We start from the raw sequence: 18,431 nt of genomic DNA, 5'->3' as shown, positions 1-18,431 counted from the left end.
TCACGACGCAACTGCGTACAACGCGCTGTCACAACCGGTGGCAGTGCAGGAGGAGATACACCATGAATGTCCGCAGGCAGGTTGTTGGTCTTCTGGGCGGGGCCGTGGTTACTTTTCTGGCTGCCGCGCTGGGTGCACGCGCCTCCATTTCTGCGGCGGACTTCTACGCAGGCCTCACGTTGCCTGCATGGGCGCCGCCTGCCAGCGTGTTCGGTCCGGTGTGGACGGTGCTGTACGCGCTGATGGCGCTGGCCGCGTGGCTGGTCTGGCGCCAGGACGGATGGCGCGCGGCCACGCCTGCGCTGGTGCTCTACCTGCTGCAGCTGGCTCTCAATGTGTTGTGGAGCTGGCTGTTCTTCGGTTGGAAGCAGGGGGCGCTGGCGTTTGCGGACATCCTGCTGTTGCTGGTGCTGATCGTGGCCACGGTGGTCGCCTTCCATCGCGTGCGCCCGGCAGCCGCGTGGCTGCTGCTGCCTTACCTGGCATGGGTGGCGTTCGCCAGCGCGCTCAACTACGCCGTGTGGCAGGCCAATCCGGGCGTGCTTTAGCCGGGCAATGCTTACAGAGCGTGTGGCGCCTGCTGCCACTGGCGCAGCACGCTGCCCCTGAAAGCCTGCTCGCCGCAGCCGGTCGGACAACGCAGTACGCGTGCGGCAGAGGTGCTGACCAGTCCATCGCCTTCCTGCGCCTTGAACACCAGCTCGCAGGACAGGCAGCGCGCCACCAGCGAATAGAGATGAACGATGCGGCCGCTGCCGGGATCCTGCAGCGCGTTGACATCCAGCAGGTCGAAACGGCCGTTGTCAGGCGCTGGACGCGAGGGGCGAAGCGGAGAGGACGATGGCTGCAGGTTCACGTCGATGCGTCACAGAAGGAGGAGCCTCGACTGTAGTCGCCGCGATGTGCAGCAGATGTGCACCACGGTCCTCAGTCTGCGGAAGCAGAACCCAGTCGATTGATCTGCGCACATTCCAGCACTGCTGGCGGGTCAGGCATCGTCGCCAGCACGATCATCGCGCGGCCGATGGCCTCGTTGCTGGCCACCAGCGAAGGCAGGACGCGGCCCGCCGCAGCCATCAAGGGGCCGCCAAAGCGGTACAGCGGCTTCAATGCCGCATGACGGGTGCCGGTTCCCGCCACCGGGCGTACCCCGGCTGGACGCAGCATCACGGTGCGCACCGCGAGCTGCGCCAGCGCGACCTCGGTCTCACCCTTGATGCGCAGCGGCATGATCCGGCTGTGTGGATTGGCGTGGGCGCCAGAGACATACAGGAATCGGCCGTCCGGATTCGCTTCCGCCCACGCTGCAGCAACAGCCAGGGTCGCATCGAACGTCACCTTCCGATACTCATCCTCGGCGGTGCCGACCGGTGGCGCGCCGGCGCAGTAGAAACAGGCATCGAATCCGGCCAACTGCGGGCTCACGTTGCGGGCCTGCTGGAAATCCGCGAGCACGATCTGCTCGATTCGAGCATCGAGCCCGGCCTTGCTGCGGACCAGGGCTGCGGTCCGCGCAACCTGCGGCGAAGCGAGGCAGGCACGGGCAACGCCCTGCCCGACCAGTCCGGTTGCACCGGTCAGCAGAATCCGCAGCGGGCGTGTTTCGTGCATGCGTTGACCTTGAAGAAGACTAGAGTTTGACGAAGCGCTGGATCTTGCGGGCCAGCCAACCACTGAACACCAGCGGCGCATCCAGCGCGGAAACGCAGATGCACGGTACACCAGGCGCCGTTACAGGCTGGTGCTCGACGTCCTCGTCCAGGTCTGCAACATCGCCCGGCGCGAACAGCCCCAGCGCATCATTGTAGGAGCCTCGCAGGATCTGTGTCAGTTCGCTGCGGCCGTGGCTGTGCATCGGCAGGCATTTGCCCGGCGCGATCTTCAGCATGATCAGCGAAGGCATCTGCTCGGCGCGGATGCAATGCACACCGGGCGCCATCCACCGCCAGTGCAGCCGACCCAGCGAATCGCCAAAGTAAGGATGCAGCGACTTCGGCAGATGGTCCGGGTCGGCCTCGGGCCGTTCCGGCGGCATCGACCGCAGCGGGCTCGGAACGATGCCGGCGTGGTCCTCACCGAGCTGCGCAAGCATCGCGTCGCGCAGCCCTGCCCGCCGCACCTCAGCTGCCGGCGGCTGGGTCTGCTCCAGCAGTGCGGCACCGATGGCCTCTGCTTCGCGCAGCCGCTGGCGGCAGTGCGGGCACTGTTCCAGATGCGTGCCGGCGACGATGCTCAAGGGCGTCGGCAGGGCACCGGCGGCGTAGCTCATCAACGTCGACTCATGCAGGTGATGGTGCGGATTCATGATGCACCCCCGACCTTCGACTGCAACTGCAGGAACGCTCGTCGCAGGTGCGATTTGACCGTACCCAACGGCATGCCCAGCGCCTGTGCGATCTCGCTGTGGCTCTTGGCCTCGAAATAGGACATCCGCACCAGGCGCGCCTGCGTGGCCGGCAACTCGTTGATGCGTTGGCGCAGGCGGGCATGGTCGGCAAACTGTTCGGCGCTGCTGCGTTCGCTGACATCTCCAGCGGCAGCATCCTCCACCGCCTCCTGCACCTGCATCCAGCTGCGCTCACGGCGCACCCGGTCGATGTGCAGGTTGCGGCCGATGCGGTACAGCCAGGTGCTCAGCGCGCCCTGCGCGGGATCGAACTCGGCTGCGCGCAGCCACAGGCGCAGCAGGCACTCCTGGGCCAGTTCTTCGGCCACCGCCGCAGGTGCGCCAAGGCCGCGCAGGTAGATGCACAGGCGCGGCATGAAATGGTCGTAGATGCGCATGAAACAGTCACGGTCGCGCAGCCGGGCGACGCCGTCCATCTCGCCATTCCAGTTCGTCGGCTCGTTGCTGGGCTGCTGTGAACTGGACACGATCCGCGCGGTGTCAAAGGAAAGAGAGGGGCTGGCGGGAGGACGGTACATCGGCGGGGGCAGCCGTTGAGTGAAGAGGAGTCCTTCCCTCTACGCACAGCAGCGCCGGTTGGATGCACCCCGGATGGGCGCCAGCGTGCATCCAGCCTACACCGACGTACGTACAGCCTGGCAAGCCTCCCGTGGATCGCCCCGATGCGCCTTGTCTGGTTGCTGCTTCTCACCCCCTGCGCTGCCGGCGCGGCGCCACTGTTGCGTTTGGAAGGCGTTGCCACCCTGCCCAATGGAACCACCGCCTACCGCGAGGTGCATTGGCAGCGCGAAGCCGGCGATGGCAACGAGCGCTGGGTGGAATACCTGTGCCCTGCTGGGCAGCCTTTCGCCCGCAAGCAGATGCCCGCCGCCGTGCGGGCCCAGGTACGGGGCTATGTGCTGCAGGACGCCCGCAGTGGTCAAGCGGCCCGCGTAGTGGTCGGCCGCGACGGTGTCCAGGTCGACTGGAAGGAAGACACGTCCGCGCCTTCACGAACCAAGCAGCTGCCTCTTCCGCCGGATGCCGTGATCGACGCCGGTTTCGATGCCGCCGTGCGGGCCCACTGGAAGACGCTGCTGGGGGGAGTCCCGGTCAGCCTGCCCTTTCTGGTGCCCGGGCGGCAGCGCTTCTATCCCGTGCAGGTGCAGTACCGCGGCCTGGTGCGCTGGCAAGGGCTTGCCGCCCATGCGGTGGATGTCCGCCTTGACACCTGGTTCGGGGCGGTAGCGCCGCGTCTTTCGCTGGTCTACGCCGATGCCGATCGCCGTCTGCTGGAGTTCCGAGGTACCAGCAATCTGCGCGATGCGCGCGGCGATTATCCGCAGGTGACCGTGCGCTTCTCGGCATCCGCAACGGAACAACCTGAGCAACGCTGGCGCGATGAACTGCAGCGGCCGCTGGTATCGAGCTGCGTTGTGACAACCAAGTGAAAACACAGACGGATGCGATCCACTGCATCCAACCTGCACTACTACACGTAGAGGTAGGCAATCGACTCATTCGGTCTTCCGTCCATGGCATCCGCAGCGCCTCCACTCCGCAGACGTTCGCGCCTGTTGCGTACCTTCCAGCGCTGGTTCGATACCGATGCCGGAAGCGAAGCGGCGGCCGACGGTGGCCAGGGTGACCGCATCGACTGGCTGCGCGCCCTGCCCTTCGCGCTGCTGCATGTGGCCTGCCTGGGGGTGATCTGGGTAGGTGTGTCCTGGACGGCCGTCGCGGCCGCGGTGTTCCTGTACGCGATCAGGATGTTCGCTATTACCGCGTTCTATCACCGCTACTTCTCTCACCGCACCTTCGAGGCATCGCGCACCGTGCAGTTCGTGTTCGCGGTCATCGGTGCCGCCAGCGTGCAGCGTGGCCCCCTCTGGTGGGCAGCCCACCACCGCCATCACCACCGCCACGCGGATCAACCGCAGGACCCGCATTCCCCACGCCAGGGCGGATTCTGGCGCAGCCACATGGGATGGTTCCTGACCCGCGGCGCCTTTGCCACCGATCTGCAGCGTATTCCCGATCTGGCCAAATACCCTGAGCTGCGCTGGCTGGACCGGTTCGACACCGTGGTTCCGGTGTTGCTGGCCGCTGCGCTGTACGGCCTCGGTGCAGCACTGGAACGCGTGGCCCCGACCTTGCATACCTCCGGCCCACAACTGCTGGTCTGGGGCTTCTTCATCTCCACCGTCGTGCTGTTCCATGCCACGGTCACCATCAATTCGCTGGCGCACCGCTTCGGCCGGCGCCGCTTCGAGACCCGCGATGACAGCCGCAACAACCTGTGGCTGGCCCTGCTGACCTTCGGCGAGGGCTGGCACAACAACCATCACTTCTTCCCCGGCACCGCGCGCCAGGGCTTCCACTGGTGGGAGATCGACATCAGCTGGTATGGCCTGCGCGTCATGGCCGCGCTGGGCCTGGTGAAGGGGCTCAAACCGATCCCGGCCTGGGTGCTGGCCAAGGCGAGGCACTGACATGCGTATCGCGATCATCGGCTCTGGCATCGCTGGTCTGGCCAGCGCGTGGTGGCTGGACGGCGAGCATGACGTCACTCTGTTCGAGGCCAACGACCACCTGGGCGGCCACACTCACACCCACGACGTGACGGTGGACGGACGCAGGATGGCGGTCGACAGCGGGTTCATCGTCTTCAATCCGCACCACTACCCGCTGTTGTCGGCCCTGTTCGATGAACTTGGCGTGGCCTCGCAACCCACCACGATGAGCTTCTCGATGCACAGCGAGCGCAGCGGCGTGGAGTACAACGCCACCTCGCTGGATGGCCTGTTCTGCCAACGAAGAAACCTGGTGTCCCCGCGTTTCTGGGGGATGCTGGCCGACCTGCGGCGCTTCTATCGTGACGCCCCCCTGCTGCTCGGCGAGGAGAAGGGGCCTACGCTGGGCCAATACCTGCACAGCCAGCGCTATGGCGAGGCGTTCGTGCAGGAGCATCTGCTGCCGATGGCCTCGGCGCTGTGGTCGTCACCGACTGCGCAGGTGCTGGACTTCCCGGCGCGCTACCTGGTGCAGTTCATGGCCAACCACCAGATGTTGCAGATGACCGGGCGTGCGTCCTGGCGCGTGGTCAAGGGCGGTTCGGCCCGCTATGTGGATGCCCTGCGTGCGCGCTGGCGGGTACACGAGCGGCTGGAATGCCCGGTGCACGCGGTCGAGCGCATGCCATGGGGCGCGCGCGTGCACACGGCGAACGGTATCGAAGGCTTCGATGAGGTGATTCTGGCCTGCCACAGCGACCAGGCCCTGGCCCTGCTGCCAGACGCGGATCCGGTTGAGCAGGCGGTGCTGGGTGCGATCCGCTACCAGCCCAACGAGGCCGTGCTGCACACCGATGCCTCGCTGCTGCCTGCCAACCGCAAGGCCTGGGCGGCCTGGAACGCGCATGTGCCGCGCGATCCGTCCGCGCCCTGCACGGTCAGCTACTGCATGAACCTGCTGCAGGGCCTGCCCGGCGACACTCCGTTGGTGGTGACCCTCAACCGCAGCGAGGCGATCGATCCGGCCAAGGTACTGCGGCGCCTGCACTACGCACATCCGGTGCATGACCACAGCGCCGTAAGTGCACAGCAGCGTTGGGCCGAGGTGCAGGGACATCGCCACACCTGGTTCGCGGGTGCGTACTGGGGCTGGGGTTTCCACGAGGACGGCATCCGCAGTGCCCGCCGCGTGATCGACGCGCTGCAGGCACGCTCATTCCGCAGCCACAGCGAGCAGCAAGCGGAGGTGCCCGCGTGAGCGCCAGCGCCATCTACTTCGGCCACGTCGAGCATCGTCGCTACCACCCGCATGCACACGCGTTCCGCTACCCGATCGCGCAGCTGCTGCTGGACCTGGACGAGCTGGACCAGGTATTTGCCGGACGTTGGCTGTGGTCGGTCGGTCGCCGCAACCTGGCAGAATTCCGCCGCAACGACTATTTGGGTGATCCCGCGACCCCCCTGGCCGACGCAGTGCGTGACCATGCCGCGACGGCGCTGGGGCGGCGCCCCGACGGCCCGGTGCGGCTGCTGACCCACCTGCGCTTCGGTGGCCACGTATTCAACCCGGTCAGCTTCTACTACTGCTACCAGGCTGACGGGGAAACCCTGGACTGCATCGTCGCCGAGATCACCAATACGCCCTGGAAGGAGCGACACGCCTACGTGCTTCCGGTCGAAACTGCGATACGGCAGGGCCGCGCCCTGCGCTGGCAGTTCGACAAGGCCTTCCACGTTTCACCCTTCATGCCGATGGATTGCGCGTATGACTGGCGCTTCACTGCGCCCGCGGACGATCTGCGCGTGCACATGCAGGTATGGCGCAACGGCCAGCGCCAGTTCGATGCCACACAGAGCATGCAGCGGCGGCCCATCGATGGCCGTGGGCTTGCCCGGGTATTGGCCTGCTACCCGCTGATGAGCGCGCAGGTCGTCGCCGCCATCCACTGGCAGGCGCTGCGGCTATGGCTCAAGCGCAACCCCGTGCACGACCACCCTTCCCTAGCCGAGAAACCGCGATGAACGAAATGACCCCCTCGGCCACCCTGCCCCAGCCCGGCACCCTGGACGCGTTCCTGCGCCGACGCCTGCTGGACCAGCTTGCGCCGCTGCACAACGGGCGTCTGTGCGTGCGCGATGCGTTTGGCGAGGTGCAGCTGGGCAGCGCAGGAAGCGACCTGCAGGTCACCGTGACCATCGATGACCCCGCGTTCTACCGCAAGGTGGCGGCGAACGGCAGCGTTGGCGCCGGCGAGAGCTACATCAACGGTGATTGGCGCTGCGACGACCTGGTGGCGCTGGTGCAGCTGCTGGTACGCAACCGCGACCTGCTGGATGGCATGGAACGCGGGCCGGCGCGCATCGGCGGCTGGCTGCTGCGCGGCTGGAACCGGCTGCGGCGCAACAGCCGCGAAGGCAGCCGTCGCAACATCGCCGCCCACTATGACCTGGGCAATGATTTCTTCGCCCTGTTCCTGTCGTCGGACCTGATGTACTCCTCGGCGCTGTTCACTGATGCCGGTGACTCGCTGGAAAGCGCGTCGCGACGCAAGCTGGACCGCATCTGCCAGCAGTTGCGACTGCGGCCGGGTGATCGCGTGGTCGAGATCGGCACAGGCTGGGGCGGCTTCGCCGTGCATGCCGCGCAGCATTACGGCTGCCATGTCACCACCACCACCATCTCCGCCGAGCAGCACACGCTGGCCGCGCAGCGCGTGCACGAGGCCGGCCTGCAGGATCGCGTGACGTTGCTGATGCAGGACTACCGCGACCTGCAGGGACAGTTCGACAAACTGGTTTCCATCGAGATGATCGAGGCCATCGGTGCCGAGTATCTGGACACTTACATGGCCACCCTGCAGCGACTGCTCAAGCCTGACGGGGCGGCCCTGCTGCAGGCCATCACCATCGAGGACCAGCGCTACGAACAGGCGCGGCGCAGCGTGGACTACATCAAGCGCTTCGTATTTCCAGGCAGCTTCATTCCCTCGATCAACGCCATCCTGGCTGCCAAGACCCGGGCCAGTGACCTGCAGCTGATCGCCCAGCAGGACTTCGGCCACTCCTATGCATTGACCCTGCGCGCCTGGCGGCAGCGCTTCCTCGCGCAGTTGCCGGCGGTACACGCGCAGGGCTTCGATGAGCGCTTCTGCAGGCTGTGGGAGTTCTACCTGGCCTACTGCGAAGGTGGCTTCCTGGAGCGCTCCATCGGCGTTTCCCATCTGCTGCTGGCACGCCCTGGCTACCGCCCCGAAGCGGATGCCCATGGCGAACGGACCGGCTGACATGCGCCGCACCTGGGTCAACGTGATCGGCAACCAGCTGGTATGGCTGTGCGCCGTTGCCGGCGGCGGCCGGGGCTGGCAATGGCCGGCAATGCTGTCAGCCACCGTATACATCGGCAGCCAGCTGCTCACTTCAGCGCAGCCCCGTCTGGATCTGCGCTTGTTGCTGCTCGCGCTGGCCTGCGCATTCCTGGTGGATGGCAGCGCGGCCGCCAGTGGTGGCGTGCACTACGCCGCTGCGCCGCTGGGTTGGGTGCCGCCACCGTGGATTCTCGCCCTGTGGGCTGCCTTTGCGATGACGCTGACTGCATCGATGGCATTCCTGCAGCGGCACTGGCTGCTGCCGGTGGCCCTCGGCCTGCTGGCGCCGCTGGCGTATCTATCTGCGGCGCGCGGATTCCAGGCGGTGCATTTCACGCCCCCGGCCTGGCAGGGCGTAGCAACACTGGCGCTGGGCTGGTGCATCGCGCTGTCGCTGCTGTGCGCGGTGGCCCGCCGCCGAACGCCCGGCAACCACGACACCCCATTGATTGGAGCAACCTGATGAGCAGCGTGTGGTGGGTACTGCTGTACGCCGTGCTGATCATGGCCTGGGGCTGGGCGTGGCAGCGCAGGCACCAGAACATCGGCATCGTCGATGTGCTGTGGGCAAAGGGTGTGGCGGCAGGCGCGCTGTTGCTGGCATGGCTGGGCGATGGCACGCTGCAGCCCCGCATCGCGCTGGCGCTGCTGGGTGGGCTGTGGGGAAGCCGCCTTGCCCTGCATCTGTGGCGGCGTGTGCGCAGCGAAGCGGAAGACGGCCGCTACCGTTATCTGCGTGAGCACTGGCATGGCCACCAGGGAAAGATCTTCGGCTTCTTCATGGCACAGGCCGCGCTGGTGGTGCTGTTCGCGCTGCCGTTCGTGGCCGTGACCAACAACCCGCGCAGCGACATGTCTGCCTGGATCGCAGCGGCGCTCGTGGTGTGGCTGCTCAGTGTAGGTGGCGAAGCACTCGCCGACCGCCAGCTGGCTCGTTTCCGTGCCGACCCGGCCAACAAGGGCCGCACCTGCCGCGAAGGGCTGTGGCGGTATACGCGCCACCCCAACTACTTCTTCGAGTGGCTGCACTGGTTCACCTATGTGCTGCTGGCAGCAGGGTCACCCCTGTGGTGGCTGGCATGGACCGGGCCGGTGCTGATGTACGTGTTCCTGCGCTACCTCAGTGGCGTTCCCTTCACCGAGAAACAGGTGCTGCGCAGTCGCGGTGATGACTACCGCGACTACCAGCGCAGCACCTCGATGTTCTTCCCCTGGTTTCCGCGCAGCCCCAAGGAGTGATTCCGATGAACAGCACCCCGTCCCTTGCTCCGGTTGCCGATACCGAGGGCGGACTCACCGGCTGGGCCGAGCGTGGCTGGCTGCCTGATGCGGCGCTGCGCGCGGGCATCCGTCGCCTGTGCGCACAACGCCTGGCCGAAGAATCGGCCGGCAGCATGGAGGAGCAGTCGCAGCGCTTCAGCCGCCGCATTGCCGCACTGGCCAGCAGCCCGCTCGCCCTGCACGTGGATGCAGCCAACCGCCAGCACTACGAGGTTCCCGCCGCCTTCTTCCAGCGCTGCCTGGGGCATCGCCTGAAGTACAGCAGCTGCTACTACCGCACCGGCAGCGAGACGCTGGACCAGGCCGAGGACGCGATGCTGGAGCTGTACGGGCAGCGCGCCGGGCTGGCCGACGGCCAGCACATCCTGGAGCTGGGCTGCGGCTGGGGCTCGCTGACGCTGTGGATGGCCGAGCGCTACCCGAACGCGCGCATCACTGCCGTGTCCAACTCGCACAGCCAGCGCGACCATATCCTGGCGCAGTGCAAGGCGCGCGGGTTCGGCAACATCGAGGTGCTGACCCGCGACGTCAACCAGCTGGAGCTGCCCGCAGCGGCATTCGACCGCTGCGTGTCGGTGGAGATGTTCGAGCATGTGCGCAACTACGACCGCCTGCTGGGCCGCATTGCCCGCTGGTTGAAGCCGGACGGCGCGCTGTTCGTGCACATCTTCGCCCATCGCACGCTGATGTATCCGTTCGAGACCGAGGGCGACGACAACTGGATGGGCCGGCACTTCTTCACCGGTGGCTTGATGCCGGCTGCGGACACGCTGCTGCACTTCCAGCGTGATCTGGTGCTGGACCAGCGCTGGCTGCTGGATGGCACCCACTACCAGCGCACCGCAAACCATTGGCTGGCCAACCAGGATGCCGCCCGCAAGCAGCTGCTGCCGATCCTGGCGCAGACCTATGGCCACGAAGCCGCCGCACGCATCTGGTGGCAGCGCTGGCGCATGTTCTGGATGGCCTGCGCCGAGCTGTTCGGCTACGACGATGGTCAGCAATGGCTGGTCGCCCACTATCTGTTCCGCCCGCGCTGAAGGAGACCGCCACCATGCGTATCGCCCCACTTTTCACGCTGCTGGCCGTGGCCCTGTTCGGCGCAGGCTGCAGCAGCCACGACACCCGCCCCATCCCGCTGCCACCGAAGGTGGACGTGCCCCGCTTCATGGGCGACTGGTATGTCATTGCCCACATTCCTTCGCGGCCCGAGCGCGAGGCCTTCGATGCAGTGGAAAGCTATGCGCTGCAGGCCGATGGGCGCATCAAGACCACCTTCACTTACCGCAAGGGCAGCTTCCAGTCGCCACAGAAGTCGATACACCCGGTAGGTCGGGTGGAGAAACATGGCAATGGTGCGGTCTGGGGCATGCAGTTCATCTGGCCCATCCAGGCCGAGTACCTCATTGCCTGGCTGGATGAGGGCTACACGCAGACCATCGTGGCCCGCAGCAAGCGCGACTACGTGTGGTACATGGCGCGTACGCCGCAGGTGAGCGAAGCGGAGTATCAGCAGGCGGTGGCCCGAATCAAGGCAATGGGGTACGACACCGGGAAGCTGCGCCGGGTGCCGCAATCGGTGCGATGAGACGCCTGCACGTGCTACGGGCTGCAGCTGGGGCGTCAGGCGGGCCAAGGCCCCACAACGAGATGAATGGGGGCTCGCCCGGCCGCTAGCCGGGCGTAGCCTGCCTCCTCTATAGTCAGCCGAGCACGACAGGCGTGGTGCCTGTCCGGCAACTACAGGGAGTGGGTCATGGGTCTGGTACAAGCGGTGAAGGGTGCAGTCGGCGGCGTGCTGGCTGACCAATGGAAAGACTTCTACACCGTGCCGACCGGCCTGCCGTCCACGGCAGCCCTGTTCGCGGCGGTGCCGCAGGGCACCAATGCCGGGCGCGGCTCGAACACCAGCGGCTCCTCCAACATCATCAGCAACGGCTCCAAGATCGTGGTGCCGGAAGGCTACGGCCTGTTGCTGTTCCAGGATGGCGCGATCACCGCCTTCGTCGCCGAGCCGGGTGGCTACGAGTGGCGCTCGGACGATCTGAACTCACAGTCGATCTTCGCCGGCGACGGCCTGGTCAGCACCTTCATCAAGCAGAGCTGGGAGCGCTTCAAGTTCGGCGGCCAGCCGGGCTCGCAGCAGGCCGCCTTCTTCGTTTCGCTGAAGGAACTGCCGGACAACCGTTTCGGCACCCAGTCGGAAATCTACTGGGACGACGGTTTCCTCAACACCCAGGTCGGCGCGGTCACCCGTGGCTCGTACACGCTGAAGATCGTCGACCCGATCCTGTTCGTGAAGAACTTCGTTCCGGCCAGCTACCTGCAGCCGGGCCAGGTATTCGACTTCACCGATCTGGACAACGCCGCTGCCAGCCAGCTGTTCAATGAAGTGGTGGGTTCGCTGGCGCCGGCATTCAGCCTGTACACCAACGATCCAAGCAAGGGCAACCGCATCACCAAGCTGCAGCAGGATTCGCTGGGCTTTGCGCAGAGCCTGTCGGCCGCCGTCGAACAGGGCTACCAGTGGAAGTCCGACCGCGGCCTGGCCATCGTCAAGACTGCCATCGTCTCGATCGAGTACGACGCCAACACCCGTGAACTGCTGAAGACCGTGCAGCGTGCCGATGCCTTGTCCGGCTCGCGGGGCAATTCCAACCTGCAGGCCAGCGTTGCCCAGGGCATCCAATCCGCAGGCGAGAACGGCGGTGCCGCCGGCCTTGTCGGCGTTGGCATGGCATCGGGCATGTTCGGCGCGGGCAACCTGCAGCAGCCGGCAACCCCGGCCGCGCCGGCTGCCGACGACCCGGTGGCCAAGCTGAAGAAGGCCAAGGAAATGCTGGATCTGGGCCTGATCACCCAGACCGACTACGACGCGCTGAAGGCCAAGGCGCTGGGACTGTAAGAAGACGCAGGACGCGCAACCACCATGTCCGATCCCAGAAACACGCCTCCGCCGCTGCCCCAATCCGCTTCAGCACCGCCGCCCCTACCGGCGGCGGTGCTGGACGGGCCGGGTTCGCCGCAGGACGTCCCTCCCCTGCCCGGCAGCTTCCCGCTCGATACGTCGAAGCTGCCTGAGGCCATCCGCAATGAGATCGAGGCGCCCGACCCGGTCGCCATCGATACCTCCGCGGCCGAACTTAAAGACGGCCTCAACCGCTGCCCGAAGTGCGGCGCTACCGATATCCGGCCCAAGCTGGGCACCGATATCCTGGTCTGCCTGTACTGCCGTCACGAATGGCATGGCGCACGGGTGGAGGAGGAATTCGGGCTGGGTGAAGCCATCGACCAGCTGCGTGGCACCGTCATCGCATCGGGCGCACGCGATATCGATGCCGACACCTCGGCACTGATGACCTTCAAGTGCACCGGCTGCGGCGCCGAAGTCACGGTCAACACCGAAAGCACGATGACAGCGCGCTGCCACTGGTGCCGGCACGTGTTCGGCGTCAACGAACAGATCGCCAACGGCGCCGTGCCTGACGCCGTGCTGCCGTTCCACATCAAGAAGGAGGATGCGGTCGCGCGCATCCGCCAGTTCGTCGACAAGCGCCGGATGTTCGCGCTCAAGGCGTTCAAGGAGCAGTTCACCCCGGAAAACGTGGTGGGTGTGTACCTGCCCTACATGATCGTCGACGGCAATGTCAGTGCGGCCGTGGCCGGCAAGGGCGAGATCAAGACGCGCGAATACACCCGTGGCAGCGAAAAGAACAAGCAGACCTACTACGACGCGGACATCTACCAGGTGGAACGCCAGGTCGATTTCACCGTGGACGACCTGCCCCTGGAATCGTCGGCCGAGCGCGGCAACCTCGACACGCGCGCCAACACCAACAACATCATCAACACGATTCTGCCGTTCGACACCAAGAACGCAGTGAAGTGGAACGCCTCCTACCTGGCGGGCTTCACCTCGGAAAAGCGCAACCTGGACGTCGAAAAGCTGCGGCCGCGACTGGAAGACCAGCTGCTGTCGATCGCCCGCGCGCAGGTGGAAGGCACGGTGCGCCGTTACGACCGAGGCGTGCGCTGGGAGCAGGAGCAGCTGGAGGTGCACGGCACCCGCTGGGTGGCCATGTACCTGCCGGTGTGGCTGTATTCGTACCACCAGCCCGGCAAGAACGGCGGCATGCTGCACTACATCGCAGTGAACGGCCGAACCGGTGAAACCATGGGCAGCGTGCCGGTGCAGCAGTGGAAAATGCTGCTGGCGGCGCTGACCGCCGGCACGATCATCGAAGCCCTCGCAATTGCCTTCCTGGTGGCCAGCACATGAGTGATGACAGTGGTCTTTGGTTGTTGGCTGCAGGCCCGGCCGGCGCAACCGCGCTGTACTGGGCGCTGTACCGGTTCTACCGGAACACCGACAAATCGCATTCGTTCGAACACGAAACCGCTGTCGAGGCGCAGCCGGTGACCGGCTCGGATCGTCGCGTGGACAGCATCAGCGGGACGCAGGAAAAGCGGATCCGCGGTGACAACGTGTATGAGTACCGAAAGCGTGTGGCGCGGGTGAAGACCGGCCCGGAATAGTCGACCCGGCCGGCCAGGGCCGGCCATGACTGTGGCGGACTGCCCAGATCCGGGCGCAATGCCGTGCCTATACTGCTGCCGCCCTGGTCCGGCGGCGCGTTCGCGCCCGTCGATCCGGGCGGCGGGGCTGGATGTCCCCGTCCGGCCCGTGGCAGCAGCCGCGGGCCCTTGCAGTGATTCGTAACCCGACGCGGTTGAACCAATCACCAGGGAGGACGCTATGCGTTATACACGCCGTGATTTCCTAGCAACCACTGCCACCGCCTCATTGGCATCGCTGTTCGCACCCAGTGCGCTGGCCAGTGGCCAGAGCACGACCGACGGTACCGCAGTGGCGCGTTTCCACCGCTACAACGTCACCAGCCCGGAAGGCCAGCGCATGCTGGCCAGTTATGCCCGAGGCATCCAGGTAATGCTGGCGCTGCCGGCTGACGACCCGCGCAACTGGTTCCGCAATGCGTTCGTGCACCTGATGGATTGCCCGCACGGCAACTGGTGGTTCTATGTCTGGCACCGCGGCTACGTAGGCTACTTCGAACAGACCATCCGCGAGCTCAGCGGCGATCGCCAGTTCGCCATGCCGTACTGGGACTGGACTGAACTTCCGCAGATTCCGGTTGCGATGTTCGACGGTCTGTTGACTCCGACAGACAAAGCCTATACGCCCTACACCCGCAACCTGGCGGTGTTCACCCAGTTCATGAAGCCTGCGTTGCAGCGCCACTGGAACACCCTGGACAGTGGGCAGCGGCAGCAGCTGTCGCTGCGTGGTTACAACAGCGCCGAAGACGTCTGGAACGACGTCACCGGCTACAACGCCAAGGAACAAACCGACATTTCCGGCAATGCGGCGTACGCGGTTACCTGTGGCGCCCGTTATCTATGGCGCGAGCATCCGGGCTTCGACCCGAAGACAGCCTCCGCCGTGTCCGCCGACACCATCCGTGCCGGCCTGTCACCGGTGGAGTTCAACAACCCTGACATCAGCCGCAGCTTCACCAGCTCGCGCACCACCTCGCACGTGCTGCAGCCCGATGGGGCCACCAAGTTCTCGGTGCTGGAAGGCTTCCCGCACAACAAGGTGCACAACTGCATTGGCGGTGTCGGCGCCGTCGATCCCGGCCCCTACGGCAACATGACCAACTTCCTGTCGCCGCTGGATCCGATCTTCTACCTGCACCACGCCAACATGGATCGCCTGTGGGATGTGTGGACACGCAGGCAGCAGGCCTTCGGCCGCCCGATCATGCCGACCGACGCTGCCGAACGCCGGCAGTTCATGGACGAACCGTTCCGCTTCTTCGTCAATGGCCAGGGCCGCTACGTCGGCACGCGCCCGGCCGCGGAATTCTTCTCCACCACCGCGTTCGACTATGACTACGTCTATGGCCGCGGTGTCCGTGCCGCAGAGCAGGCCGCAACGGCTCCGAACGCCGCGAAGGCCGCGCGGCTGGTGCGCGGCAAGCGGACCGACGGCGCCGTGCGTGTAGCGGTGCCCAACGAAGCGGTTCGTGCGCATCTGGCGGCCACCGGCCCGCGCATGCTGATTGCGGAGGTGACCCTCGAGCGCCCCCATGGACTGCACAACACGCGCGAGTTCGACGTGCTGATCAATGCACCGGCCGACGTCACCTCGGTCAGCGCGGACAGTCCGTACTACGCCGGCACGGTCTCATTCTTCGGGCCGAGCATGGCGGCCATGGGGCACGATCATCCAACGACGTTCGCCGTGCCATTGCCACAGACGCTGGGGGCGCTGCGCGCGGATGCTGCCGGCGGCGGTTCGACGACGCTGGAGATCCGCCTGGTCGCCTCGTCGGGCCAGGCACCGCAATCGTTCCCGGTGCTCGACGCTGCGATCCTGGTGTCCCCGAACTAGCGGGCACCCCGCCGGGTGGCGTCGCCACGGGGCGGCGCTGCCCAGGAGTGCCGGTCAAGGCGGACAGCACAGGAGGGCAACGCCAGCGATAAGGATCTGCATGGATCTGGATTTCGATTCAAGCGCTTTCGCGAACGGCCGATATCCGGAGGTGAAGCCCGACTCATGGACGATGCGCGATGCCGTTGCAGGACCCCCGCCCCGACACCCTTTCGCCTACTTCCGGCTCGCCTTGGCCGGCAGCGTCCAAAATCCTGACCGACATCTACGCCCACAAGGCGTTGTTCGCGCTGGCGGGCACCCTTGCGATGATCGTCTTCTTCTGGCGGATCCACTACCTGCCAAGCCTTGCACTGACCGATATCGGTCTGGTGGCGGCGGCCATCGTCTTCTTTTCGGTCGTGATGGTCATCGTGGTCATCTTGACGCTCATGCTCCCCGCCGCTGTGCTGATCGAGTGGCAGAAATCAGGATTCATCACCGACAGAAGCAGCGTCCGCACATCTCAGACGCAATGGTTGGCGTCCGCTGGCCTCAGCATGGGTATGGCCATGCTGGGAGCGGCCCTGGCAACAGGCTGGATGTACGTCTGGCTTTTCACTCCGCTCGGCGACGCTGCACCCATCCTGTTCGCAGGCGCCATTCTGGTCGGTGCCGCTGGCGCCTTCGCGCCGATGGGAATGAAGCCCAAGCCCATTGATGAGCCCGTCGGCAGCGTTCTGCGGAAGAAGAAGATCTGGTGGGCACTGAAGCTGACTGCACTGTCCGCTTGCCTTTACCTGTTCACGCTCCCCTTGATCGCGATCGTGGTCTTCGGCACCCATTCCGCAGCCGCCACGATGAGCGGCTGGGAAGTGCTCCTGGTCTCGCTCGGGCTGCCGCTCCTTCACTTGGTCATCTTGAGCATCAGAACACTCCCGCTCTGGTCCCGGGTACTCGCACTTGCCTTGGTAATCGCCCCGATCCTGCTCATTGCCGGCACCCTGTTCGAATCACTCGACCGCGCTGCCAACACGTTCCAGCTGGGGATGCTGCCCCACCAGAGTGTGGTGGTATCGAGCGAGGGCTGCAGGATGGTTCGGGCATCCGGGGTGTCAACCAACTGCCGCAGAATCGACGGCCCCGGGAAGGAGCTGTATGAGATCCGGGATGTCTTCCTGCTCAATCGCCTTGGCAGCCACACCGTCATCGCCGAACCGGGCTGGACGCCGAAGACCCGAACCCGGTCGATCCCCGTGCCCAGCAGCGAAGTGTTCACATGGTACACGACGCCTGAAGCTCCCCAAGCAACTCCCCCACCGCAGCCTCCGGAACCTCCGGCGCCAACATCCGTCACACCGCCACCACCGGTGAAGGCCGCCACCGGCGCGGTGCGCAAATCAAGGCCGCGGCAAAGGGCTCCCGCCTGCTGACCCAGACGCGGGCGGAGGTGTGAACGGCGTTCGCCCTGCACACGCCGGGGACAAGGTGGACGCGATCATCAGTCTTCCGCGCCACCTTGTCTCTGCCATGTCCTCGCCCTCCGGCTCACGTCTGGTCATCTACGCTGCACTGGCAGGCAACCTCGCCATCGCCATTGCCAAGTTCATCGCCGCTGGCCTGTCCGGCAGCTCGGCCATGCTCAGCGAGGGCGTGCACTCGCTGGTCGATACCCTCAACGAAGTGTTGCTGTTGTACGGTCTGCGCCGCGCAGAAAAGGCCCCCGACACCCTGCACCCTTTCGGCTACGGCCGCGAGCTGTACTTCTGGAGCTTCATCGTCGCCCTGCTGGTATTTGCCGCCGGTGCCGGCGTCTCGGCCTACGAGGGCATCCAGCACATCCGCCAGCCGGAGCCGGCCACCAATCACGCCATCAGCTACGGCGTGCTGGGCATCTCCATCCTGTTCGAAGGCGCTTCATGGTGGGTGGCGCTGCGCGAGTTCCGCCGCAGCAAGGGCTCGCTGGGATACTTCGAGGCATTCCGCCGCAGCAAGGATCCGTCCACCTTCACCGTGCTGCTGGAAGACAGTGCCGCCCTGCTCGGCCTTGGCTTCGCACTGGTCGGGCTGCTGGCCGCACAACTGCTGGAGATGCCGGTGCTGGATGGGGTCGCCTCGCTGTGCATTGCCGGTGTGCTGGCGCTGACCGCGTTCCTGCTCGCGCGCGAGACCAAGGGCCTGCTGATCGGTGAGCCGGCCCACCCGGCGGTGGCGCAACGGATCATGGCCGTGGCCGTGACCGACCCGGATCTGCGCCGCGCCAACGGTGTGACCACCCTGCAGATGGGCCCGGAACAGGTGGTGGCGATGCTCAGTGCGGAATTCGAGGACGACCGCACCACGCCGCAGATCGAGGCCTGCATCACCCGCATCGAGTCTGCGGTGAAACAGGAGTTCCCGGAACTGGTGGCCTTGTTCATCAAACCGCAGACACCGGAGGTGTTTGCCGCGCGCCGGGCCGCGCTCGATCGTCCAGCCGCGGCGGACTGACA

Annotated in this window: 20 protein-coding genes; 16 read left to right on the top strand and 4 right to left on the bottom strand. The window is 65.9% G+C overall.

Translation table 11 applies throughout. The features are described from left to right. The first annotated feature begins 62 nt into the window (after positions 1-62). Positions 63-548: a TspO/MBR family protein gene (locus QOL57_RS16565; RefSeq protein ID WP_089235734.1), complete on the top strand. Its 486-nt coding sequence runs from the start codon at positions 63-65 to the stop codon at positions 546-548. A gap of 11 nt (positions 549-559) precedes the next feature. Here the strand turns inward: QOL57_RS16565 and QOL57_RS16560 are convergent, their stop codons facing one another. The 4 genes from QOL57_RS16560 to QOL57_RS16545 all read right to left on the bottom strand — a co-directional run bounded on the left by QOL57_RS16560 (position 560) and on the right by QOL57_RS16545 (position 2,925). Continuing rightward, complete coding sequence (locus QOL57_RS16560) at positions 560-856, bottom strand: hypothetical protein (protein WP_089235735.1); 297 nt, start codon at positions 854-856, stop codon at positions 560-562. A gap of 71 nt (positions 857-927) precedes the next feature. Continuing rightward, the gene (locus QOL57_RS16555; RefSeq protein WP_089235736.1) at positions 928-1,611 is read right to left on the bottom strand and encodes an NAD(P)H-binding protein; all 684 of its coding nucleotides are present in this window, start codon (positions 1,609-1,611) and stop codon (positions 928-930) included. Positions 1,612-1,630: 19 nt separating this feature from the next. Next, the gene (locus QOL57_RS16550) at positions 1,631-2,305 is read right to left on the bottom strand and encodes a ChrR family anti-sigma-E factor (protein ID WP_089235737.1); all 675 of its coding nucleotides are present in this window, start codon (positions 2,303-2,305) and stop codon (positions 1,631-1,633) included. After that, the gene (locus QOL57_RS16545; protein WP_089235738.1) at positions 2,302-2,925 is read right to left on the bottom strand and encodes a sigma-70 family RNA polymerase sigma factor; all 624 of its coding nucleotides are present in this window, start codon (positions 2,923-2,925) and stop codon (positions 2,302-2,304) included. Before QOL57_RS16545 ends, QOL57_RS16550 begins: the two co-directional genes overlap by 4 nt. A gap of 144 nt (positions 2,926-3,069) precedes the next feature. Here QOL57_RS16545 and QOL57_RS16540 point away from each other — a divergent pair, with 144 nt between their 5' ends. The 15 genes from QOL57_RS16540 (at position 3,070) to QOL57_RS16470 (ending at position 18,429) form a co-directional block, all read left to right on the top strand. Then, positions 3,070-3,837, top strand: coding sequence for a hypothetical protein (locus tag QOL57_RS16540; RefSeq protein WP_089235739.1), 768 nt, complete (start codon positions 3,070-3,072; stop codon positions 3,835-3,837). Positions 3,838-3,921: 84 nt separating this feature from the next. Further along, positions 3,922-4,878, top strand: coding sequence for an acyl-CoA desaturase (locus QOL57_RS16535; protein ID WP_089235740.1), 957 nt, complete (start codon positions 3,922-3,924; stop codon positions 4,876-4,878). 1 nt (position 4,879) lies between these two features. Further along, complete coding sequence (locus QOL57_RS16530; protein ID WP_089235741.1) at positions 4,880-6,157, top strand: FAD-dependent oxidoreductase; 1,278 nt, start codon at positions 4,880-4,882, stop codon at positions 6,155-6,157. Then, on the top strand, positions 6,154-6,921 hold the full coding sequence (locus QOL57_RS16525; RefSeq protein WP_089235742.1) for a DUF1365 domain-containing protein: 768 nt from the start codon (positions 6,154-6,156) through the stop codon (positions 6,919-6,921). The genes QOL57_RS16530 and QOL57_RS16525 overlap by 4 nt, the downstream gene beginning before the upstream one ends. Continuing rightward, a complete protein-coding gene (locus tag QOL57_RS16520; RefSeq protein ID WP_089235743.1) occupies positions 6,918-8,183 on the top strand; it encodes a cyclopropane-fatty-acyl-phospholipid synthase family protein in 1,266 nt (421 codons plus the stop codon). The genes QOL57_RS16525 and QOL57_RS16520 overlap by 4 nt, the downstream gene beginning before the upstream one ends. 1 nt (position 8,184) lies before the next feature. Continuing rightward, positions 8,185-8,727 carry a DUF2878 domain-containing protein gene (locus tag QOL57_RS16515; protein WP_089235744.1) on the top strand — a complete coding sequence of 181 codons (543 nt, stop codon included), beginning with the start codon at positions 8,185-8,187 and terminating at the stop codon, positions 8,725-8,727. After that, positions 8,727-9,503 (top strand): DUF1295 domain-containing protein, encoded by a 777-nt coding sequence (locus tag QOL57_RS16510; RefSeq protein WP_089235745.1) that lies wholly within the window; start codon positions 8,727-8,729, stop codon positions 9,501-9,503. The genes QOL57_RS16515 and QOL57_RS16510 overlap by 1 nt, the downstream gene beginning before the upstream one ends. Before the next feature lie 5 nt (positions 9,504-9,508). Beyond that, positions 9,509-10,585, top strand: a complete 1,077-nt coding sequence (locus QOL57_RS16505; RefSeq protein ID WP_089235746.1) for a class I SAM-dependent methyltransferase — start codon at positions 9,509-9,511, stop codon at positions 10,583-10,585. A 14-nt stretch (positions 10,586-10,599) separates the two neighbouring features. Further along, positions 10,600-11,133 carry a lipocalin family protein gene (locus tag QOL57_RS16500; protein WP_089235747.1) on the top strand — a complete coding sequence of 178 codons (534 nt, stop codon included), beginning with the start codon at positions 10,600-10,602 and terminating at the stop codon, positions 11,131-11,133. A gap of 168 nt (positions 11,134-11,301) precedes the next feature. After that, positions 11,302-12,450, top strand: a complete 1,149-nt coding sequence (locus tag QOL57_RS16495; protein ID WP_089235748.1) for an SPFH domain-containing protein — start codon at positions 11,302-11,304, stop codon at positions 12,448-12,450. Between the two features lie 24 nt (positions 12,451-12,474). After that, positions 12,475-13,824: a hypothetical protein gene (locus QOL57_RS16490; RefSeq protein ID WP_089235749.1), complete on the top strand. Its 1,350-nt coding sequence runs from the start codon at positions 12,475-12,477 to the stop codon at positions 13,822-13,824. Further along, a complete protein-coding gene (locus tag QOL57_RS16485) occupies positions 13,821-14,081 on the top strand; it encodes a hypothetical protein (RefSeq protein ID WP_089235750.1) in 261 nt (86 codons plus the stop codon). Before QOL57_RS16490 ends, QOL57_RS16485 begins: the two co-directional genes overlap by 4 nt. A gap of 220 nt (positions 14,082-14,301) precedes the next feature. After that, entirely contained in the window at positions 14,302-15,960 is a 1,659-nt protein-coding gene (locus QOL57_RS16480) for a tyrosinase family protein (RefSeq protein ID WP_089235751.1), read from the top strand. Positions 15,961-16,139: 179 nt separating this feature from the next. Then, positions 16,140-17,372 carry a hypothetical protein gene (locus tag QOL57_RS16475; RefSeq protein WP_089235752.1) on the top strand — a complete coding sequence of 411 codons (1,233 nt, stop codon included), beginning with the start codon at positions 16,140-16,142 and terminating at the stop codon, positions 17,370-17,372. Positions 17,373-17,469: 97 nt separating this feature from the next. Continuing rightward, positions 17,470-18,429: a cation diffusion facilitator family transporter gene (locus tag QOL57_RS16470; protein WP_089235753.1), complete on the top strand. Its 960-nt coding sequence runs from the start codon at positions 17,470-17,472 to the stop codon at positions 18,427-18,429. Positions 18,430-18,431 lie beyond the last annotated feature (2 nt).

Origin of the sequence: Stenotrophomonas sp. yr243 (assembly GCF_900184195.1) — a bacterium.
In the GTDB taxonomy this organism is placed as follows: domain Bacteria; phylum Pseudomonadota; class Gammaproteobacteria; order Xanthomonadales; family Xanthomonadaceae; genus Stenotrophomonas; species Stenotrophomonas lactitubi.
The sequence above is the reverse complement of the archived record's forward strand: the minus strand, read 5'-3'. Positions and strand labels throughout refer to the sequence as shown.